Origin of the sequence: Caballeronia eucalypticola (assembly GCF_047608185.1) — a bacterium.
Classification (GTDB): Bacteria; Pseudomonadota; Gammaproteobacteria; order Burkholderiales; family Burkholderiaceae; genus Caballeronia.
In genome coordinates, this window is record NZ_JBLKRU010000057.1 from 1 (window position 1) to 21,178 (window position 21,178).

16 protein-coding genes and 4 pseudogenes are annotated in these 21,178 nt (G+C 55.9%); 7 read left to right on the forward strand and 13 right to left on the reverse strand.

The features are described from left to right. A partial coding sequence (locus ACMX25_RS35825; protein ID WP_414954616.1) for a sigma-54 interaction domain-containing protein occupies positions 1-982 on the forward strand: 982 nt, incomplete at its 5' end. Between the two features lie 36 nt (positions 983-1,018). Here ACMX25_RS35825 and ACMX25_RS35830 read toward each other — a convergent pair. Further along, positions 1,019-1,227, reverse strand: a pseudogene (locus ACMX25_RS35830) (transposase domain-containing protein); the annotation flags it as partial. A 25-nt stretch (positions 1,228-1,252) separates the two neighbouring features. Here ACMX25_RS35830 and ACMX25_RS35835 point away from each other — a divergent pair. The 3 genes and pseudogenes from ACMX25_RS35835 to ACMX25_RS35845 form a co-directional block, all read left to right on the forward strand. After that, positions 1,253-1,453, forward strand: a pseudogene (locus ACMX25_RS35835) (transposase domain-containing protein); the annotation flags it as partial. Continuing rightward, on the forward strand, positions 1,426-1,791 hold the full coding sequence (locus ACMX25_RS35840) for a site-specific integrase (protein WP_414954617.1): 366 nt from the start codon (positions 1,426-1,428) through the stop codon (positions 1,789-1,791). The pseudogene ACMX25_RS35835 and the gene ACMX25_RS35840, both read left to right, overlap by 28 nt. A 16-nt stretch (positions 1,792-1,807) precedes the next feature. Then, entirely contained in the window at positions 1,808-2,419 is a 612-nt protein-coding gene (locus ACMX25_RS35845; RefSeq protein ID WP_414954618.1) for a tyrosine-type recombinase/integrase, read from the forward strand. A gap of 94 nt (positions 2,420-2,513) precedes the next feature. Here ACMX25_RS35845 and tnpC read toward each other — a convergent pair. The 7 genes and pseudogenes from tnpC to flhD all read right to left on the reverse strand — a co-directional run. Beyond that, positions 2,514-3,507, reverse strand: a pseudogene (tnpC, locus tag ACMX25_RS35850) (IS66 family transposase); the annotation flags it as partial. A 58-nt stretch (positions 3,508-3,565) separates the two neighbouring features. Continuing rightward, the gene (tnpB, locus tag ACMX25_RS35855; RefSeq protein WP_408501606.1) at positions 3,566-3,901 is read right to left on the reverse strand and encodes an IS66 family insertion sequence element accessory protein TnpB; all 336 of its coding nucleotides are present in this window, start codon (positions 3,899-3,901) and stop codon (positions 3,566-3,568) included. After that, positions 3,898-4,293: a transposase gene (locus ACMX25_RS35860; protein ID WP_414954619.1), complete on the reverse strand. Its 396-nt coding sequence runs from the start codon at positions 4,291-4,293 to the stop codon at positions 3,898-3,900. The genes tnpB and ACMX25_RS35860 overlap by 4 nt, the downstream gene beginning before the upstream one ends. A 963-nt stretch (positions 4,294-5,256) precedes the next feature. Next, positions 5,257-7,035: an ATP-binding protein gene (locus ACMX25_RS35865; protein ID WP_414954620.1), complete on the reverse strand. Its 1,779-nt coding sequence runs from the start codon at positions 7,033-7,035 to the stop codon at positions 5,257-5,259. A gap of 204 nt (positions 7,036-7,239) precedes the next feature. Further along, complete coding sequence (locus ACMX25_RS35870) at positions 7,240-9,051, reverse strand: putative bifunctional diguanylate cyclase/phosphodiesterase (RefSeq protein ID WP_414954621.1); 1,812 nt, start codon at positions 9,049-9,051, stop codon at positions 7,240-7,242. Between the two features lie 116 nt (positions 9,052-9,167). After that, positions 9,168-10,595, reverse strand: a complete 1,428-nt coding sequence (nosR, locus tag ACMX25_RS35875; RefSeq protein ID WP_414954622.1) for a response regulator c-di-GMP phosphodiesterase, NosR family — start codon at positions 10,593-10,595, stop codon at positions 9,168-9,170. Positions 10,596-11,293: 698 nt separating this feature from the next. Beyond that, the gene (gene flhD, locus ACMX25_RS35880) at positions 11,294-11,671 is read right to left on the reverse strand and encodes a flagellar transcriptional regulator FlhD (protein ID WP_414954623.1); all 378 of its coding nucleotides are present in this window, start codon (positions 11,669-11,671) and stop codon (positions 11,294-11,296) included. Positions 11,672-11,993: 322 nt separating this feature from the next. Between flhD and ACMX25_RS35885 the strand changes: the two genes are divergently transcribed. After that, a complete protein-coding gene (locus ACMX25_RS35885) occupies positions 11,994-14,393 on the forward strand; it encodes a putative bifunctional diguanylate cyclase/phosphodiesterase (RefSeq protein ID WP_414954624.1) in 2,400 nt (799 codons plus the stop codon). 464 nt (positions 14,394-14,857) lie between these two features. Next, positions 14,858-16,537 (forward strand): methyl-accepting chemotaxis protein, encoded by a 1,680-nt coding sequence (locus tag ACMX25_RS35890; RefSeq protein WP_414954625.1) that lies wholly within the window; start codon positions 14,858-14,860, stop codon positions 16,535-16,537. A 163-nt stretch (positions 16,538-16,700) separates the two neighbouring features. Here the strand turns inward: ACMX25_RS35890 and ACMX25_RS35895 are convergent. From ACMX25_RS35895 to ACMX25_RS35915, 5 genes and pseudogenes are all read right to left on the reverse strand, one after another. Then, positions 16,701-17,089 (reverse strand): annotated as a pseudogene (locus ACMX25_RS35895) (TRAP transporter large permease subunit); the annotation flags it as partial. A 717-nt stretch (positions 17,090-17,806) separates the two neighbouring features. Beyond that, a complete protein-coding gene (locus ACMX25_RS35900) occupies positions 17,807-17,971 on the reverse strand; it encodes a hypothetical protein (protein WP_414954626.1) in 165 nt (54 codons plus the stop codon). Between the two features lie 261 nt (positions 17,972-18,232). Continuing rightward, positions 18,233-18,520 carry a hypothetical protein gene (locus ACMX25_RS35905; RefSeq protein WP_414954627.1) on the reverse strand — a complete coding sequence of 96 codons (288 nt, stop codon included), beginning with the start codon at positions 18,518-18,520 and terminating at the stop codon, positions 18,233-18,235. A gap of 104 nt (positions 18,521-18,624) precedes the next feature. After that, positions 18,625-18,834 carry a hypothetical protein gene (locus ACMX25_RS35910; RefSeq protein ID WP_414954628.1) on the reverse strand — a complete coding sequence of 70 codons (210 nt, stop codon included), beginning with the start codon at positions 18,832-18,834 and terminating at the stop codon, positions 18,625-18,627. A gap of 340 nt (positions 18,835-19,174) precedes the next feature. Next, positions 19,175-19,636 (reverse strand): HU family DNA-binding protein, encoded by a 462-nt coding sequence (locus ACMX25_RS35915; protein ID WP_414954629.1) that lies wholly within the window; start codon positions 19,634-19,636, stop codon positions 19,175-19,177. A 234-nt stretch (positions 19,637-19,870) separates the two neighbouring features. Here ACMX25_RS35915 and ACMX25_RS35920 point away from each other — a divergent pair. After that, a protein-coding gene (locus ACMX25_RS35920; RefSeq protein ID WP_414954630.1) for an IS3 family transposase occupies positions 19,871-21,006 on the forward strand; the annotation gives its coding sequence in 2 pieces (ribosomal slippage) (positions 19,871-20,126 and positions 20,126-21,006; 1,137 coding nt in all). Positions 21,007-21,178: the final 172 nt, after the last annotated feature.

Consider the following 21,178-nt stretch of genomic DNA (forward strand, 5'->3'; position numbering starts at 1 on the left):
TCACTCAGAGGGTCACATGGTCGGATCATGTGACGCAATGCTTGCGCTGTTCAGTTCTATCCGCAAGGTTGCAATGACGGACGCGCCCGTGTTCATCTCTGGCGAGTCGGGAACCGGCAAAGAATTGACCGCGCTCGCCATTCACGCCCGTTCAGTGCGGTGCGATCGGCCGTTCATCGCGATCAACTGCGGTGCTATTCCCACTCACCTTCTTCAATCGGAATTGTTTGGCTATGAACGCGGCGCGTTCACCGGTGCCAACCAGCGCAAGATCGGACGGGCGGAGGCTGCAAACGGTGGCACACTTTTCCTTGATGAGATCGGAGACCTGCCGTCCGAAAGCCAAGCGAGCTTGTTGCGCTTCCTGCAAGAGCGCACGATTGAACGGCTCGGCGGGCATGCCTCCACTCCCGTAGATGTGCGTATTATCTCCGCGACACACGTGGAAATGCAGACGGCCATGAGCGATGGTCGTTTTCGGCCGGATCTATTCCACCGCCTGTGCGTGCTGCAGATTAAAGAACCTCCGCTGCGCGAGCGCGGTCAAGATATCGAGTTACTTGCGAATAATATACTCGAGCGTTTCAAGATGGACGCCAGTCGTCGAGTACGAGGATTTGCGCCCGACGCGATCGCTGCGATCCAGGCTTATGGCTGGCCGGGCAACGTGCGCGAGCTGATTAACCGCGTGCGCCGCGCGATCGTCATGTCCGACGGACGACAGATCCGCGCGGTCGATCTCGAACTCGGGGAGCATGTCGAGAGCGCGCCGATGTCCCTGGCCCGCGTGCGCGAAGCTGCAGAACGCCAAGCTATCGAACTCGCATTGCTGCGTCATCGAGGACGCCTCGGCGATGCAGCAAAGGATCTCGGCATTTCTCGCGTAACGCTATATCGACTGCTCAACACTCACGCACTGCGGGTGGCAACGGCTCTTCCAGAGGAGGTTATGGATGCGCCTTCTAGGCCGGATGAATGGTAAGTGGTCCGTGAAGGACGCACCTCGGACTGGAATAGATTATGCCGAAGCATCCCTTTCGGGTTTGCCGAGGTTCCAAGGCAACAAGGCCTCGTAGTCGTCGGCGGTCTTGGCATAAGCAGCGCCGTAAATAGGTCAACCAGATATCGATAAGCGTCGACACGATTTGCGACACACGTTTGGACGAGCGAGTACAGGTTCGCGCTCGCTTTAGCCCCACCCACAGAGTCAGCGAATAACCATGCTCGTCCCTTATAGACGCCTTTCTATAAACGCCGCTCCTGGCTGTTTGCAGACACCGTTGCGGGCGCAAACGCCAGCGCTAACATCTACTCAATCGTGGAGACCTGTCGCGCCCACCGCATTGATCCCTATCGTTACCTCACCTAGCTGTTTCAACGGCTGCCACTTGCAAATACCGTCGATGAATACGACGCGCTGCTTCCTTGGAAAATGCCTGCCGACATTCCCTGATCGCGCGCTCCCTACATCGTCCACGCTCCAACGGCGTGCACCCTCAGAGAGGCGTCGTTGATGGATCGCATACGTTCAAGTTCGTCTCTGAGCAGAACGGTCGCGGTGTCGTCTCCTTGCAGCTTGCCGACCTCGACGCTAACGTCGTGACACGCTTCCTGGATCACATCGAAGCTGAGCGATCTAATTCGGCGGCGACGCGCAACTGCCGACGTGCAGCGATCCGAGGCTTCTTCAAGCACCTGCTGCGCAACGACCTGACTCATTCACAACAGTACATACGAGTGTTGGCCAATTCCTGCCAAGAAAGCGCGCCAGCAGCCATCAACCTACCTTGAGGCGGATGATGTTCGATTGATCATCAACATGCCGAACAAACGCACCTGCGACGGATGGCGCGACTATACGCTGCTGCTGTTCCTCTACAACTGCGGTGCTCGGGTCAGTGAGGCTGCGGGCCTTCGGTGGGACGATCTGCAGTTAGCTGCCCCGAGACAGGTTCGCCTGCGCGGCAAGGGAAGAAAGGAGCGTGTGTTGCCACTGTGGCCCGAGACAGCCAACGCGTTACATCGACTGCGGGGCATGTCACGTAGTGACGGTGGACAGTGCGTGTTCGTCAATCGAAACGGGCAACCCCTGACGCGCGATGGCATCGCCTACATCCTCACCAAGTACGCGACCGCAGCAGCTCGCGACAACCCCGCATTGCTGCGAAAGCACATCACGCCGCACGTCCTGAGACACAGTTGCGCCGTCGCGTTGCTGCAATCTGGAACCGACGTCACAGTGATTCGCGACTACCTTGGCTATACCAGCGTCGCAACGACAGGTCGCTACATCACGATCAACCTGCAGATGAAGCGTGACGCCATGGAGGCGTTCTGGAAGAAGGCCGGCATTGAGCCGGCGAACACAAAGCCATGGAAATCAAAGGCCGACCTGCTCGCGTTCTTGCAGTCTTTGTGAACGATCAAACTTTATGTGGAGTTTGAACTTCAGATAGGCCACATGCACGTTGGCGACAACCTGATCCCCTCCGGATAAAACCGCACTCGGGATAATGTGCCATGCAGCCAATTTCCGTGATGCCCAGTTTGAATCCTGCTTTGTAGCCGCTGTAATCGTCGACGACCAGTTTGCCACGCCAATTGCCCAGGAAGGGTGCGAGCGTGTTCGCCAGATCTACCGTCGGCGAACTCGTACACGACCGCGCGCACCTCTGCGAACTGGGTCGACGTGTACGCCCATAAATAGGCGCGATGCGTCTTCCCTTTGCCGGGGCTCAACATCTGCACTGGCGTTTCGTCTGCATGTAAGACGCTGTGGCGCAGCAGTTCCTCGCGAAGTGCGTCGACCAAGGGCTGCAAACGTACACCGCATACGCCCACCCAGCCACCGAGCGTCGATTGTGGAATTGCTAGGCCAGCCCGGGCGAAGATGCGTTCCTGCCGGTACAGAGGAAGGTGGTCGCCGTATTTGGCGACCAACACCTGTGCGAGCAAGCCATTCGTCGGAATCCCTTTGTCGATCACATGCGGTGGCACCGGCGCCTGGATCAACGTCTCGCACGCTTTACATGCCCACTTCCCACGGATGTGGCGCTCAACAGTGAACACGCCCGGAGCGTAGTCGAGCTTCTCGCTGATATCCTCGCCAATGCGCACGCGTTGGCAGCCACAGGGGCAGGTTAACTCCGTCGGCTCGTGATGGATGTCGGTGCGGGGCAACTGGGGCGGCAACGGCAAGCGTTTGGCCCGCTTGCGGGGCTTCTCCTGCGGCGCGTCTGAGCGCAGTTCATCCAGCTCGGCCTCAAGCGCGGCCAAATCCTCATCAATGGCCTCGTCCAGCAAGCTTAACTGCTCGGCAGTGAACTGTTCGCTACGTCTGCCGAATTGCAGGCGTTTGATGACCGAGAGCTCATGGGTGAGCTGGTCAATGCGCGTTTGGCGGTAGTGCGATTCACGCGTCTTCTCGTCGACCTGGGTCATCAACTGCCGCGCAAGTGCGCGCAGTTGATCGGGGTTCAGGGCATCGAGATCAGTGGGTGAATTCATGCCCCCAAGTTTGCCAGCACCTGCACGCCGGGGGAATCGAAACTGTTTACGTCATTTGCTATACCACCGCGATTACGTGGTCGTGCGCCAACGTCTGCCAGGGCAGCCCGATCACGAGTGCGCGCAGTTGCTCGAGATTTAACGTCTCAGCAATATCACTATGACCATTGGCCCAGACGAAATGACCTTTGTTCAAGCGTCGTGCAGCAAGCCAGACGCCAAAACCGTCGTACACCAGGACCTTCATGCGCGTCGAGCGCTGATTGGCAAACAGATATGCATGATGTGGCCGTGCGGACCCAAATACCTTCACCACGCGAGCAAGGATGGTATCAGCGCCGGCACGCATATCGAGGGGTTCGGTCGCAAGCCAAATGGCGTCGATGCGGATCATCGCAGCACCTCCCGAACCCAAGCTGCGCTGTCACTCAAGCAAAGCTGCGGCCACAGCACTGACACGGTTGTGCCATTGCGCTGAATGTCGATACGCACGTTCGCTTGCGCCGCGTCGGGCGCTTGAGCTATCGGCACGGTCATTGGCAGCGCGACGACGGCAGGCTTGAGCTCGACATCAACCGGTTTGGGTGCAGGCGGCGCAGCGTCGCTAGGATCGGCGGCCTCTTTGATCCAGCGCCGCAGCACATTAGGATTCAGGCCATGCGAGATCGCCACGGCTGAACATGAGATGCCGACCTGCCGACATTGCTCGATAAGCTCTGACTTAAACGAGGTGCTATAGGTCCGCCGTGTGCGCCCGGTCGGAATGTCTTGGGAAAAAGTGTGCACGTGTCCGCTTCCTGATCGTGGAAACGTATGCTCTTACGCCCAGGAACAGAAACCCAGATGAGATCGCCGGATGCTTACTATCAATACGTCTGCCGGTTGTCATAAATTGCAAACTCGACGGTTTATCGGTGCTCTAATCGTATGATTAAGCGAAGTGTATGCGGACCGTAGCTTTTAAGTTCGCTAAAATGCTATTTATTGACATACGTCAAGGACGCGGGATTGGACAGTTCTGAGCTGCGTTAAGGGCGGTATGATCGAGTCTCTCTCAGTTCGGGTCGGCCTTCGGAATTGCCCGAACATTAAGTCGGCGCTTGCGTCGACTTTTTTTTGACGAAAAATAAAAGGCCCGACAAAAGCCTGGCAGCAAATTTACACAGCCTACATTAGCGGCTTGATAATGGTCTTTCGCGCAACCACCCCGTTTGACGCCGTAAGAACTTCGTCCGGATGCCAATTGGTGCGGCCAGAGGATTATGGTTTCGTAGCACAGTCAGCCCATTTGACAGCAGCGCAGGGTTTATATGAAGCCCTGGATAACTAATCCCGAGCGGTGAAGCCCCTGTAGTTGGACGCGAAGCCGTGATTCGATCTCTCTCCAAAGCTGACGTTCGCGCGCACATCACCCAGAGCCGGCGGCGCTAATCATTTATTGGACCGCCTGCCCATCTTGCCCGGGACCAGGCGTGGCGCGATCAATCGGAACCGCCTTGGCGCCACACCTAGCTTCAGCCCTAAGGGCGTTTACGTGGCGATACGGCTTACTGACACAGGCAAATCGTCGACACTTCCATACTGCTCTCGCATTCCCGGCACCTTCGCGTTCGCATACTTCGCGGTTCGTTTAAGCGTGTCTCAAACCGGTTGCGATCACTGCCGGTTTCACATTGATAATGTGCTGACATGCACAATAGCTTCATACCTGAGGCCGCGCCTTCGCTGGCGTACTTCACCTCGCTTTCGTCAAGTCACATCTTGTTTGACGGGCAGAGTTAGTCGGAACGTGGTGCCGCGCCCGACCACACTTTCAACGCCCAGGGTTCCATTGTGCTTTTGCGCGATACCGTACGACAATGACAATCCAAGCCCGGTCCCTTTCCCCACCGGTTTGGTCGTGTAAAAGGGGTCGAAAATGCGTGACAGGTTTTCCTTCGGGATGCCACAACCAGTATCCATTATTTCGACCGCCACACGGCCATTTTCGACACTCGTGCGAATAGTGATCGTCCCTCGGTCACCTCCGATCGCATGTGTTGCATTGACGAGCAGGTTCATGACTACTTGGTTGATTTCCGACGGAAAACACTCAACCTCGGGGATCTGGCCGTACTCCTTTATGACATCTGCTTTGTATTTGACCTCGCTGTGAATGATGTTCAGCGTGGCATCGATACCTTGATGCAGATTTGCAGACCGCCATTCCAAATGGTCACCTATGCGCGAGAATTCCGTCAGCGCTTGAACGATCTTTCGCACCCGGATGATGCCGTCTTTGGTCTCGCCCATCAGCACCGGGACATCCTCTTTCAGAAAAGGTATGTCGATACTCTCACTCAGCACCCGAAGTTTTTCCGTTATCGTCGGTTCACTGATGAAGTGTTCAGCCCCCTCATAAGCCGCGAGCAGGGTAAGCAATTTTTTCAGGTATCCATCTAAGGTGTTGAAATTTGAAAATATGAAGCCAATCGGATTATTGATTTCGTGCGCGACACCTGCGGCAAGCTGCCCGATGGACGCCAATTTTTCAGATTGCACCAGTTGCGCCTGAGCCTGGGAAAGCTTCGCATTTAATGCCGACAATTCCACGTTACGCGAGATCAGTTCCATCTCGATCTGCTTGCGCTCAGTGATGTTGTAGTTGACACCGACAATGCCGACCACCTTTCCGTCGTCATCCCGCAGAGGAACCTTCGTCGTTAACATCCACGCCACATCGTTGGCGAGAAGATAGTTAAGTTCTTCTTCATGATGAATCAACGGCTGGCCCGTCTGCATTATCGCTAGTTCTTCAAGATAATACTGTGCTGCGCACTCCTCAGGATAAAACTCGAAATCAGTCTTTCCAATCAAATCATTAGGAGTCTTAACGCCCATTGCGTGCGCGACCGCCGTGTTGCCAAAAATGAAGCGCGTTTTAATATCCTTGGCATAAATATGATGGGGAAAAGTTTCGGCGAATGTACGTAGCAAACTGCGCTGAAACACCAGTTCGCCACGCTCGGCACTCCATCTGTTATTTTCTTGCACCAGCCGCTCACAGTATCGAGCATTTTCAAGCGAAATTACTGCCTGCGCAATCAGCGCGTCCAGGAACGTCACCCCCTCTTGCGTGAATACATCGGCCGCAGAATCGTTCTCCAGATAAACAAGTCCAATCAAGTTAGTCTGACTGGTCATGGGCAGGCATACAACGGATCTGACATTTTCATTGACTAGATAGGGGTCTGCCGAAAAAGGGTTGTCCTGTGCCGCATCCGCAATCACAACATGAGCATGCGAGTGCTGTACGTTGGTAATAATGGAGATCGGAACTCTAGGGCATGGCATGCTTTCACGATGCGTGCGGATGTTCAAGCAATGACCGCACGACTCTCCTTCCGCCGCTAACCTCAACCATTTGTCCTCTGGCAACAGCAGATAACCCTTGCGCGCGCCCGAGATCTCGATAGCGGCGCGAATCATGGTAGCGAATAATTCATCCGGGAGGCGTTGTGCGGCAACGGCTCGCAATGCATCGAACACTCCCGGGAGTCTAGACATGGTTATGAGGGTGTTGATACATATCCTGGTCCTGGTAGAAACTTTCTTTCGGACGGTTTAGAAAGGAAGCCGTTGGACTGAAGTGAAATACGGCGCTTGTTCGATGCAGGTGCACTTCTCGCACGGCGTTGCATGCATCGAGATTCACGGACCAAGCAGGCACCGTGCGGGATGACGGAGAAGTCACTATATGCCGCCTTGTATCGCGCTTTGACCGGTGCGTGTATCGGCTAGTACCGCTGCCCGGCTCGATTCGCTCGGCGTCCACGACGCGAGAAAGTTGGCAACTTCCTGTTCCGGGCGCGGAGGACTGAAAAGATACCCTTGCGCCTCATCGCAGCCAGCTCGGGATAAGAAGTCGAGTTGTGCGTTCGTCTCCACCCCTTCCGCAGTGCTGACGATGCCAAGATTCGTGCATATTCCCATCACGGCCCGAATGACCGCTTCGGCTTCAGGACGTTGACCAATGCCTCTTGTAAATGATTGGTCAATCTTGATGCGATCGAACGGAAACATCGTTAGATAGCTCAAGGACGAGTAGCCCGTGCCAAAATCATCCATCGCGATGCTGACACCGATCCGTTGAAGTTGCCGCAGCACGCACAGCACTGCGTCCGTATTCTCGAGCATCAGCGACTCCGTGATCTCGAGTTCGAGTCGATGCGGTGCAAGCCCAGACTCCCTCAACGCGGACGTGACGGCGTCTACCAGGCTATTACCCCGAAACTGAGCGGCGGAGAGATTCACCGATACGCGAAGGGAACCGGGCCAGCGCGTTGCTCGCCAGCAGGCGTGGCGGAGCACCCACTCGCCGATTGGCGCAATCAGGCCCAGCTCCTCCGCAAGTGGCACAAATTCGCCCGCTCCGACAATTCCCCGCTTGGGGTTTCGCCATCTCAGCAGCGCCTCGAAGCCATTGACGCGTTGTGGGTGAAGATTAACGAGCGGCTGGTAGCACAATTCAAATTCGTGTCGACCGATCGCCTGATGCAATTCGAGTGCGAGCGCTCTGTGAGCCTGCATCGAACGTTCCATCTCAAGCTCGAAGAAGCGATAGCATCCTCGCCCGGCCGACTTCGCTTCGTACAGCGCAAGATCCGCATGCTTGGCGAGCGCACCCCATTCGCAACCGTGCTCAGGAGCGATCGCGATGCCAATGCTCGTGCCGATGACAATTGCATGCCCTTCGACCATGTACGGGTCGCTGACACCATTGATTAGTTGCTCGGCAAGCATCGCGATGTCGCCGCGTCCGACACCGTTTCGCACCAGCACCGCAAATTCGTCGCCGCCGATCCTTGCAACCAGGGCTCCGTTTGGTAGCTTTTGAGTGAGCCGTTCGGCGACGTGTTGCAACAGCGCGTCACCGACTGCGTGGCCGAGCGTGTCGTTCACGTTCTTGAAACGATCCAGATCAATATAAAGCAGCACGCAACGCGCTTGGTCGCCGGAAGCCATCGTCTCATCGATGCGTTGCCTAAGCAGCGCCCGATTTGGCAGATCGGTCAGCGCATCGTGCGTCCCCATGTGCGCAACGCGTGCATCGGCTTGGCGCAGCTCCGTGACGTCGTCGAACGTTTCGACAAAACCACCTGACTCCAACGGTTGATGTGTAATGGACATGACACGTTCGTCGAACCACAGTTGTTGCACCGTCCCGTGAGCCCTTGACCAGACCATCGCGAAATATTCGGCCGCATAGGGATAAGCTAGGCGCTCGACCTGGTCGCCGAAGACCGGACTGCGCAACAGGACCTCGACATAGGTGTTCCCGTGGTCGAACGCATCGGCTGGGAGCTGAAGCATATGGAGGAAATGTGCATTGCACATTGTGAGATGGCTCATCTCGTCCACCATGCAAATGCCTTGTGGCATATTCTCCAGTGCCACTTTTAACTGGTCGCGCTGAACAGCCAGTTCACCGACCAGGCGTTTCTGCATGCGAGTGCGCTTGGCGAATTCGTCAGCGCTCGCCAACGGGCTATAAGGCGTGTTCATCTATGTCTCTCTGTGAGCCGCCACACTGTAGCGGTGAGCTGATGTAATCACTAACCGACGCTTGCGCTCGACATTATCGGAACTGTCATAGCCGACATCGCGTTGTGATGGCGCGTTTAGCGGCGCATAGGTTCGGGTTGGCTTCGCTCCCCCGTGTGGACCAGAATCGCAAATGGCGTCTTGTCCTGCGCCTGAAAACGCTTCACCTGTGTGATTTGATGGGCGGACACGACGCCGTCCTTCGCCAGGAGGAGCACGCCCCGGCTCGTGTGCAGGTCATCGGCGAGACGCATCCCTTCGCGGAGCTGCGATGCGTCGATCAGCGTAACTGGCGTATCACCGCTCAGCGCGAGCGGATCCTTTACCAATGCTACGAAGCGATCAACAACTTGGGGATCGTAGCGCGTCCCCGCCTGCGAGTTGAGCATCACGATTGCCTGTTCGAGCGAGGCGGCTTGCTTCACGATGCCGCCGCTTCGCAGACCCTCGAAATCGCGGGCCACTGCCAAAATCCGCGAGCCAAACGGAATGTCTGAACCAGCTAAACCGTCAGGGGTGCCTCGGCCGTTGAACCGCTCGTACTGATGGCGGACAATGTGCGCAACATGATCCAGCTGCGCGACTGGCGTCAACACCATTTGTGCGCGCAGCGGATGCTGATAAAAAAACTGGATCTCCTCGGGCAAAAGTCGATCAAGCGATTTGCGAAGCAATTCGTCTGGCAGCGACAGCTTGCCGATTCCGTGCAGCAGGCCGGCGAAAAACACATCCTGAGCCTGCAAATCGCTCATGTCGAACGCCAGCGCCAAACGCCGCCCCATCTCGCCGATGCGCAGTGATTGGCCGCCCAGGACGCCGCAGCGCAGCTCGATCATGCTTGCGCAGACCTGCACCATCGTCGAGAAATTACGCTTCAGATCGCGTTGCGCGTCCTCGAGGAACATGACGGTCTGACGGATTTCCTCCGTTCGCGCCAGAACCTGGGCTTCAAGGCCGGCGTTAAACCTCCGCAAATCATCATTCTGCTTGTGCGTAAGCGCGGTCAACCGCTCGGTTTCCTTGCGCAACCGCCGTTGCTCGAGTGCCTGCTCGACTGTCAGGAGCAAGTCCTGGTCGTCCCATGGTTTGTTAAGATACCGGTAGACCCCGCCTTCGTTGATCGCACGAACAACCGATTCGACCTCCGAGTAGCCGGTCAATAAAATACGCATCGTATGCGGATATAGCGCTTGCGCGTGAGCGAGGAATTCTGCTCCGCTCATATAAGGCATGCGCATATCCGAGATGATCAAATCGACCTCGGTTGACGCGAGCATCTCCAGCGCGGCCGCCCCGCTTTCTGCGGTAAGCACCTGATAGCGTGTCGGCCTGAGCAAACGCCTGAGGGATGACAAGACACTCGGCTCGTCATCAACGAGTAGCACAACCGGGACAGATCCCGGATCGTCGTCTGTAACGAATGCTACGACCTCCGCGACTTGTTGTTCAGTGCTTGGCACGGCGAGCGAGGAAGGGATTTGTAGCTCCTCCGCGCACTCCGCCATGATGCTCCCCGCTTCAGCATCGTCGCTTACCCGGACATGATTGGGCGTGTCGTTATCATCTGTCATCGATACCTACTTGCAGAATTCAACGCGAGCGTCAATCGTGGCTCGCGATGTCGGGAAGCAGCATCGCCGTTTGCGCGACGCCACCGTTTCCGAGGGTGAAATGGACCTGTGACACGGCGCGACTTCCTAATACCGTCTGTGCCTTGCCATCGGCTGGACCGGGTAAACGTACAGCTTTGTAGCTTTACCCGAGGTCCGGATGAAAACGCGTTTGTGGGAAGCGAGAGGGTACGGAGGAGGTGCTACCACTGATTAAACTCAAGCGGCTACCAGGAACATCGTTTCGAATTTCGGTCTCAAAACGGGGACCGCTTTAGAATCGCCGTGACCCCATGATTAGGAATACACCCGATTCAGCTTGGTCTACGCATCAAGGTACATGGTTGGAGTGCCCGTCCAGGAGGAACACGCACGTGCTTTGGAACACCGAGACATGGATGTTTTGGCAGCCGCGCCATTTATCAGTGGCCCAAAACGGCACTGTGTCTTCCTCCGGTAACATGCCTCGCTTAGCGTCTTACCGGAACATCCGGTCGCGCAAGAGCGTGGTTCGTTTCCGGCAACTCCATTCACCGCTTGAATTCGATCAAGCCGCTCGCGACGGGTCCGTCATGTGCGGTGTCGATGAGGCTTTATTGATCGAGATGGGCGCCCACTTTTTGAACGAACAGTTCAGCGGGCTGGCTCGCCAGCAAGACAGCCGCATGGGGTGGTACGACGTCCGTTGCGCGGTGTGCTGGTTGAGTAAGCGCGCTGAGCATCATAGCGTCGTTGAAGCGGAAGAAACACAGCAGTTGGTCGGACGCTGCAAGCTTGACGACCTGAGCACGCGTGAGGCTCGCCAGGAGATCGCCAACTTGCGCTGACAGGCCGAGGCGCGACATTCCAACCGCCCGATCTTCGTGCAACATGCACTGCGCAAGCATTAGATAAGAAAGGTTGATTTCTCGAATTGAGTTCACTGTGTTTTGTCTGCTCATCGTTTCCCCTTTTTGCCCGTGCGCCTGCATCTTGCGCTAACGGCCACTAGCACTCGCGCAAACGTTATCGGTAACCCCTTGATGTGACTCTAGTCTGATGGTTAGAGAAATGAAAGCCTTATTCGGAGTGCTTTCCCTATGCGATGCGTCGGGTAAATACTGCCGTTATTGAATAAATCGATCTCCCATCCGAGGACGGGCGATCTAGCAGGGCAGTTATTCAAGATTGCATAGCAACGCAATTCAAGGTGTGTCGTAATACTGCCGTAAACAACTGAAGATTGATGCAGAACCAATCTCCCGCCCTTAAGGCTTATCTCCGAGCAAGCCCTAGCTCCCACCTGGTTACCTCATGGTCCTTTTAAAGAGATTAACGCGCGCTTTGGCGCTTCTCGCTCCATCATCGTCCAGCGGCAGGCTTGCCGCCACCGGGCTTGTGGTAGCGCTCGCCTTAATGCCGGCCCTGGTGTTCTGGGGTGCTCTGGAAAATTACCACGCAGGACTTGCATCAAAACAGGCCAATGAAGCCAGCGATGCGTACGAGCAGGCGCGGTATAGCGTCGGAGCTGAAGAGTCGCTTGAACGTAAATACCGTCTCGAACCGGGACAACAGATTAGGGACAAGCACGCCCAAGCCGCCGCCGATCTGGTTTCGTGGCTCAGCAAAGCGCGCGCGCTCGAGCGAGGTAAAAACGTCACGACGATTGACGGTGTCCTTGCTAACCACACCGCGTACTTGGCGGCTGTCGGCAGGATGTTCGCTGCGGTTGACGTGAACGACACCGTACGCGTGAACGCGATAGACGTCGGCGAAGCCGATCCGCTATTTGATGCCATAGAACACGATGTTTCCGCTAATGCAGTCCGGCATCGGCTGGAGGCGATTCGACAGTTGAACCGGCTTGCCGATACCCAGCAACTGGTCCTGATCGCGACTCCGGTTATCTTCGCGATCGGGCTCGTGCTCGCGGGTTTCTTCGCGAGCGTCCTTCGGCACTCGCGGGCGGAAACTGTGCTTGCCGGAGTGTCCGCAACCCGGCGCAGCGAACAACGGTTTAAGTCTCTGGTGCGCCATGCCGCAGACGTGATTCTGATTTGCGATACATCCGGCACCATCCTCTATCGGGCTCCTACGGCGGAGACCCCGTGGGCCTTCAGCCATGAGCATTCGCCCGACGACAGGTTTTCTCTCTGGATTCACCCCGATGACGAAGCCGCCCTTCATGAGGTATGGCAACAGGTTGCGGCCACGCCAGGCGTAGCAAATACGTTGGAGTTGCGCAGCCGCGACAATCAGGACGGGTGGCGAAACGGCGAGTTCACCTTGACGAATTTGTTGCAGGACTCCGACGTCGGTGGCATCGTTGTGAACGTGCACGATGTGACTGAGCGCAAGCTTTTCGAGCAGCAACTCACAACGCAGGCTTTCTACGACTCACTCACGTCACTACCCAACCGGGCGCTATTGCTGGATCGCATCGAGCAGGCGTTGGCTCGCGCCAGTCGACGCAACGGCACCGTCGGCCTGGTGTTCTTTGACATCGATAATTTCAAACGGGTCAATGACAGTCTCGGCCATCAAACGGGTGACGCACTTCTAGTCGCTGTAGCAAAACGCCTGGCTACGTACGTGCGCCCTTTGGACACTGTTGCCCGCCTCGGAGGCGACGAGTTTGTCATCCTTCTGGATCACCTAACGAGCGAACCAACGGCTGAGGTGACTCTGGTTGCGCAAAGAATCATCAAGGAGTTTTGCAAGCCCTTTCTTTTGGACGGTAAGGAGTATGTGGTTTCTGGGAGTCTCGGTATAGCACTTGCCGATACCGCAACGAAATCAACGGACGGAGCCTCTCTTTTACGCAATGCCGACGTCGCGATGTACCGCGCAAAGTCGGGCGGCAAAGGTCGCTACGCGATTTTTGACGCCGACATGCACACGGACATCGTGTCGCGTTTCGAGCTTGAGGCCGATCTGCGCGTCGCCTTGGAAAGGCAAGAATTGCGGGTGCACTATCAACCCATCGTGCAGCTGGAATCCGAAGCGTGCATCGAAGTCGAAGCACTTGTGCGTTGGCAACATCCGACCCGCGGCTTGATTGCTCCACTTGACTTCATTCCAATCGCAGAAGAAACCGGGATCATCATCCGGCTGGGCCTTTGGGTTCTCGAGGAGGCTTGTCGCCACGCTGCTGCATGGCAGTTACTGTACCCCTCGAAGCCTCCGCTGCAAGTTAGCGTGAACCTCTCGCCTCGGCAGTTTGAACACGCCGACCTGCTCACTGATGTACAGCGCGCCCTGGAGCAAGCGGGGCTTTCACCGACCAGCTTGCGACTCGAAGTCACTGAGGGCGTCATCATGCGCGACACCGAATCGAGTATCCGCACGCTGCAGAAGCTCAAAAATCTCGGCATTCGGTTGGCAATCGATGATTTCGGTACCGGCTATTCATCACTCAGTTATCTCAAGATGCTGCCGCTTGACGTGTTGAAAATCGACCGGTCATTTGTACGTGGTATCGGACAGAACACAGAAGACGACGCGATCGTCCAGGCGATTATCTCACTCGCGAAATCGCTCGGGCTTACCGTGACGGCCGAAGGCATCGAAACACCACAGCAGGCAGAACTGTTGCGGAAATGGTCTTGCGAAAAAGGCCAGGGATTTCTGTTTGCACGGCCGCTAGAAGCTACCAAAATTTCCGCGCTGCTTGGCGCACCTAAAGACGCTCTTGTGGGTCGCTCAGTGTCCTAAAGCCGCAATATCGGTAATGGCCACTAGCTGCCAGTTTGGCGCTTCTTGATTTCGGAACTGGGGAGGACCAAGACAACCAACGATACCGGGCGGTTACATTCGTGTTTATCTGCCTTCGCATGTAACCGCATCGACGCGGGCACTGTACGATGCGGCGCTCGATTCAAGTCGGCCCAAAATCGAATCGGCGTTCCTATCGGTCAAAATTTGGAAAGGGAATGTAGGTCTCATTCTGGCGGGTTGGCGTGTTCGGATTTCATTACGTTGAGACGTATTTCCTCAACTGGCAATGGTCTCCCATTCGCCGCATCATCGAAGGGGCGCCGTGCGCTGGATCTTCCGTACAACTTAGCGCAATCCAATAAGACAATGCTTTAGTTTTGATTTTGTCAGCCGATATTAAGGAATAAGAAAGGCTGCGTACCAAGGCAGCAAATATTTAAACTAACGAGGCTGACAAGACGATGAGCATTTCGATAAGAACGCGGCTCGCCGCAACAATGGCATTTCTGGGAATCCTCCTCGCGGTGACGACCGGCTTCGGCTTGTACGGGATGAGTACTATTAATTCGTCTGCCGAAGATATCAGCCGCAATAGCCTTCCCTCTGTGAATGCGCTCGGCAACGCCGAGATCCTGGTCGCACGTAGCCGCTTCGTCCTCGACAGGATCGCGCTTGACCCGACCGGGCCCGATACTGCTAGCCTCCAAGACCGTGCGCGAAAATTCATCGACGAATCTGATGTCTGGTTTAAACGCTACGATGCTTTGCCACGCGGTGCAGCAGAAGACAAACTGGCCGAAGACGCCAAGCAAGCCCGTAGTGCCTTGCGTAAGGCCGTCGAGTCGTTTGGCGGCGCCACCGCAAGCGGTGAACAGGTAGCCACGCGCAAGCTCGCCATGGAAACGTTACCGGACGCCTACAACGTGATGTCCGATGCGTCGAGCAAGCTCAAAGCTTTCCAGATCAGCGACGCCGATGCGCAAAATATTATCGACTCCAGCACGTATCACACTCAACAGATAATTGGCGGCTTCGTACTACTTGTAGGGATCGCAGCGGCGTTCGCGGGGTGGTTCTACCTGCGCCGTGCAATCATGCGTCCGCTCGCTGACGCCCTCGGTCATTTCCGGCACATTGCTGATGGTGACTTGACGCGCACAATTGTGATCCGTTCGAACGATGAAATGGGCCAGCTGTTAAGCGGCGTGGCGGCCATGAAGGATAAGCTGGCAATGACGGTAAGCAACGTGCGCACGAGCAGCGAATCCATTGCGAGCGCGACCAAACAAATCGCCGCAGGCAACACGGACCTGTCAGCACGCACGGAAGAACAGGCTGCGTCATTGGAGGAGACGGCCGCGAGCATGGAAGAACTCACATCGACGGTCAAGCAAAACTCAGACAACGCTAAGCAAGCAAGCGGCCTTGCTGAGAATGCTCGCAACGTCGCTCAGCAAGGTAGCGAAGTGGTGCGTCAGGTCGTCGAAACCATGGCAGGCATTGATGAGAGTTCGGGCAAGATCGCAGACATCATTGGCATCATCGAAGGGATCGCCTTCCAAACGAACATCCTTGCCTTGAATGCCGCGGTGGAAGCTGCACGCGCAGGGGAACAGGGCCGCGGCTTTGCGGTAGTGGCATCGGAAGTACGCAGTCTCGCTCAGCGTTCGTCGACGGCGGCTAAGGAGATAAAAGGGTTGATTGAAACATCCGGTGATCGCGTACAGGCGGGTACAGCGCTGGTCGCGCGTGCGGGTGACAACATGGACAAACTCGGCACTGCGATTCAGCGCGTGACTGACATCATGGGTGAGATCGCATCGGCCTCGCAGGAACAAAGCCGGGGGATCGAGCAGGTGAATCAGGCCATCACGCAAATGGATGAAGTTACGCAGCAAAACGCGGCGCTGGTGGAAGAGGCAGCGGCGGCCGCCAGCTCGCTCGAGGATCAGGCTGAGCAGCTGCGAGCGACAGTGTCGCTGTTCAAGACCAACGCAGTTGACGTGGTTAAGACCAGCGCCCGGCCGGTTGCATCACCTATAAATCAGGATAAAAAGCTCCGTGTTGCGCCTGCTCGCAAGAACGTGCGGCTTGCCTCGCCAATCAGTCTCGCGACTGGTGCTAGCTGGGAAACGTTTTAAGCAAGAGTTGATGTAGCAGGTCGTGCGCAGATTGCTCGTGAATGGAGTTGAAGGCTGCAAAAGCTGGGTAGTCTCACCGAGACAGCCGTCACAGCCTTCATGTTTTCTGCGGGGCAAGCTTGAACGCGCGCAAGTCGTTGGCATCGCATTGGTGACTAGCTGCTTACTGGAACCCCGTGGATATCCACGGCATAGCGGCGACCAGCACGAGACCCACGGCCAGCGCCAACATATGCGCAATTATCGGGCGCATTCCCTCCTCAGGATTGATTCGGTTGATTGCGCAAGCGGTGTAGTAACCCACGCCGAAGGGGGCGCGATAGACCTATCCCCATAGAGCACGGCGATCATCGCGTAGTGCACCGGATGCACGCCGACCGCTTCCGAAATGGGAAACAGCAGCCGGCCGAACAGCACGACCACAGGAATGCCTTCGAGAAAGCTGCCGAGCACTATGAACATCGCCATCAATGCGATCACGAACGTGATGCGTCCTCCCGGCAACTGCTCGAACATGTCAGCAAGGTCGTTAGAAAAGTCCGATTGAGTGAGGCACCCCCATTTTCGCTTTATTTATTGTCGCAATCAGAAGTGCGATGGGCAAACCTAACCTTGCTGAGTTTCCAGTCGGCAGGCAGGAGTGGGCTCAGTTGTCCAAGGATTTGCGGCCGACATATTGCGCTTGCCCTCCGATATCTTGCAACAAGTCAACCCCTCAAAGCGTGTCAAAGTCCTAAAATAATCTCGCGAATTCGCTACTTGGGACCTGCGCACAATAACGTGAGCTCCAACACCTTTCCTCGGAGCGCGGCAGCACGGTTGGCGGTGTCCCCTGCGCTGTCCCAATGACTGCGCCGAACGGTGCGTAGTGATGCCGAGGACCGCCTGCGGAGTAGCGAACGGCACTCGCCAAAACAAGGACCATCTCGACGTAAATCGGGCATTGGTCTCAGAAAATGCAGTTCTTTTTCTCACCCGATATGACGGATGGCAGGTGCTTCGTCGAGGCGACCCAGACCATCGTGTTGGAAACTCCGAGTCTGATCGTCGCAGAGAACGTTCCGTTGCACGGGCATATTTGGTCATACCGACACCGTTGGACTTCTGAACCTGTGCTTCGTCAGCCTCGCAGCAGCATAGTCCGATCGGAGATTTCGGGTTCATTCTCTTTGAATGAACTCATCTCGTTTGTACCATCGAGAGGGGCATCGTTCTAGCGTACGTCGGATCAATAGAGTGCTCGTGCAAAGTGCAGCGTGTCGCCGCACGTCAGGAGGAGGCAGAGTGAGTTGGCTTTCGCTTCGCGTCAGCAATCGCGTCCTTAAGAGCTTCAATGCCGGCGTTGGTGAATGCCGTTACGGCGATCACTTCATTAGGACCAGAAGCTAGATTGTCAATTACGCCGAGACACCCATCTTCGGGATCAAGATTCATCAGTGCGATCTCTTCCAGCCAAGCCTCAGGCTCACCTAACATTTTAGCGACACAAGAGATCGTATAAACGTAACCGGTGCGACCATCAGGATCCTCCTCCGAATGCCTTGGTTAAGCAATCGCAGTTCACACATACTCGCGGGCCAAAAGAGGGCTCGCGACTGATATCGGCAAGATTTCCAGTCGTCATTTGCGAAGCACACTGATCGTCACGACGCATCCGCGTCTCATCATGGTCGACCACTTGATACCTTGCACTCGCTATGCGCCCCCGAGTTTTGATTGACAGCGTTTATACCAGCTGGCCGCCCGTGCGGGATTGGGTAGCTTGTCGCCCGCAGCGGCGGCATTCCAATGGTTGTCCCAGTACAGCCCAAGGGTCCGAGCGGCGTCGAGATTACCGTATTTAAAAGCAATCTCGTATTGCACCTTGGCTTGCTCCGGATCGGCCTCCATACCACGACCGAGACGCGCGCTATCGCCCAAAGCGGCCGCAGCAAGACCTTTCAATGCATCCTGTGCGTTGTCGTCCTTCAACACATCGGCCAATATGCGATTTTCCGATTCCGGATCCGCATCGCCCCCCGGTACCCACGAACAGTGAAAGCGCGTATGCGACGCGCAGCGTCGGATGCTTGTTGACGCCCACCTGCTCAAACAGCTTGCGTCCGAAAGGGTGCGCCGGAAATGCTTGACAACAGTAGCGCATTGGCGGTGGTCGCGATCGCCTCAAATGACGCAAATCCCGATTTATGGGCCGACATGACATACCGATAGAATTTTTCGATGTCCAACGCTGCATCGTGTCTTTTCAAGGCTTGCCATTCGAAATGCAACTGATTGAACCAACTTGCTTCCGACATTTTCCTCGCCTCCTTTAAAATACGGATGCGACAACCATCATTGACTCGTCCGACACCATTAGCATGCGTCGAAAGATCATGTTCGTTGAAGAGGCCAGTGCGGCGCCTGAACTGGTCCGAAGCGGATCATCACCGGTTTGCCTGAATCCGTTCGAACGCCACTGCAAGGTTGCTCCGGCCTATGCAAACGCACTTCGCGCTATTCGCAAGTGACGCCACCGTTTTGCGAGCATCTTCATTTTGTTACCGCAGTGTAGTTGCATAGGATGCCTGCCGCTAATTCTGACCCACGGCAGGCCACGTCAAGCCGGTCTATGTTTTGTTGCAACTGCGGCAGCTCTTACAGTGCAGCATCCTTCAGTTTTTTCAAAGGCCGGACCTTGAGACGTACGGATGCCGGTTTTGCTGCGAACCACTTGTCTTCGCCCGAAAACGGATCCTTGCCAAAACGCTTCTTCTTTGCCGGTACATCTTGAGCCACGACCTTCAGCAAACCAGGAAGCGTGAACTCTTTTGCACCCTTCTTGTGAACGGACGCCAAAACTGTCTCTTCGAGTGCAGCCATCAGCGCTTTCGCAGCTTTGGGCTCGACCCCGGCGCGCTCAGCCAAGTGCAAGCTCAGCGATGCCTTCGTGAACGATTCCTTGATCGGCTTCAATGGCGTAGCGTTTGCAGCTTTCGTCGCCGGCGATACGGCCTTCTTCGCGCTTACGGTTGCTTTTTTCGGGACGGATGTAAGAGCCTTCTTCGCAGACGCAGTAGCCTTTTTTGCAGCAGGTGCTTTCTTCGTAGCAGTTGCCATGAGTTCCTCTAAATAGTTTGAGTTGCCCAAGACGCTTGCCTTTGCGAGGTCAATAACCGTTGTCTTTCGCAAAGGTACAAATGCTCGGGTATGCGCAGAGTAACAACCTCAAGTAGAAGGCGCAACGTTTGAGACCCTAATTTAGGATGGTTTTCTAATTCTCGAGGTGATCTTTGAGGTAGCCTGACTTTTTAGGACACTCCTTTTTGATAAACTTTATCAATGGGAGCACACATGACGAAACCAAGAACATACACACCAGAGCTTCGCGAAGAAGCTGTAAAGCTTGTGCTTGCACAGGGCCTGACGCTAGATGAAGCGGCGAAGCGAATTGCCATTCCGATGGGGACTTTGGCCACTTGGGTCAAAGCAGCCAAGCTTGGCAATGGCGCCGTGACGGCGCCAGGCAGTCGCACGGTTCCCGAATTAGAAGCCGAGGTAGCCAGACTACGCAGGGAACTGGCGGAGACCAGGATGGAGCGAGATATCGTAAAAAAAGCGGCAGCGTCATGAATACGATGCGACTCGATTATCCAATTGCTGTCCTGTGCCGTGCCTTTAAGGTTTCGCGCAGCGGCTTCTATGCCTGGTCAAAAGGTAAGCTGTCTCCACGTGCGCAGGTTGATGAACGCCTGAAAGTCGCCATCAAGGCCGTGCACAAGCAGAGCCGCGAGACCTATGGCACGCGACGCGTGCAGCCTGAGCTTGAGGCACAAGGCTTTATAGCCGGGCGCGACCGCATCGCCCGCCTGCGCCGAGAGCTGAATCTGCGCTGTAAGCAGAAGCGCAAATTCAAAGCCACGACGAATTCGAATCACAACTTGCCTGTCGCCGACAATCTGCTGAACCAGACGTTCTCGCCAACGCGGCCAAACGAAGCCTGGGTGACGGACATCACCTATTGTGCCACCGACGAGGGGTGGCTCTACGTCGCCGGCATTAAGGACGTCTTCACCTGTGAGTTGGTTGGATACGCCATGGGTGAGCGCATGACACAAGGACTTACGGCGCAGGCCCTGTGGCGTGCTGTGCGCAACAAACGCCCCGAGAAAGGCTTGATTCATCATTCGGACCGTGGAAGTCAATACTGTGCTCATGACTATCGGAAGCTGGTTGAACAATTCGGCATGCAGGCCTCAATGTCGCGTAAGGGGAATTGCTTTGACAACGCACCGATGGAAAGCTTCTGGGGCAGTCTAAAAAACGAACTGATACATCACCATCGCTACGCCACGCGTGCCGATGCGAAGGCGGCAATTCAGGAGTACATCGAAAGCTTTTACAACCGCCAACGGCGCCACTCGCGCCTAGGTTATGTTCCGCCCGCGTTGTTTGCTGAAGCGTTCAGCAAACAACAACAGGCGGCTTAAGAAAAGAGTGTCCGCTGTTGACAGTACACCTCACTTCTCGTTGTCGATACTTCTAAAACAACACAGGGTGAAGTCACATCTCGCGGAACCGTTATGAGCTGCGAGTACACGACTACGGTCTCATTCACCAACGTCGTCTTTTGCTCGACTTGTGATGGCGCCCTCTCCCTCC

Coding starts and splice junctions, on each gene's coding strand:
- flhD (WP_414954623.1), bottom strand. CDS start 11,671: ATGCAGGCGCACGGGCAAAAAGGGGAAACGATGAGCAGACAAAACACA.
- ACMX25_RS35885 (WP_414954624.1), top strand. CDS start 11,994: ATGGTCCTTTTAAAGAGATTAACGCGCGCTTTGGCGCTTCTCGCTCCA.
- ACMX25_RS35900 (WP_414954626.1), bottom strand. CDS start 17,971: ATGAATCTTGATCCCGAAGATGGGTGTCTCGGCGTAATTGACAATCTA.
- ACMX25_RS35890 (WP_414954625.1), top strand. CDS start 14,858: ATGAGCATTTCGATAAGAACGCGGCTCGCCGCAACAATGGCATTTCTG.
- ACMX25_RS35870 (WP_414954621.1), bottom strand. CDS start 9,051: ATGAACACGCCTTATAGCCCGTTGGCGAGCGCTGACGAATTCGCCAAG.
- ACMX25_RS35910 (WP_414954628.1), bottom strand. CDS start 18,834: ATGTCGGAAGCAAGTTGGTTCAATCAGTTGCATTTCGAATGGCAAGCC.
- nosR (WP_414954622.1), bottom strand. CDS start 10,595: ATGGCGGAGTGCGCGGAGGAGCTACAAATCCCTTCCTCGCTCGCCGTG.
- tnpB (WP_408501606.1), bottom strand. CDS start 3,901: ATGATCCGCATCGACGCCATTTGGCTTGCGACCGAACCCCTCGATATG.
- ACMX25_RS35915 (WP_414954629.1), bottom strand. CDS start 19,636: ATGGCAACTGCTACGAAGAAAGCACCTGCTGCAAAAAAGGCTACTGCG.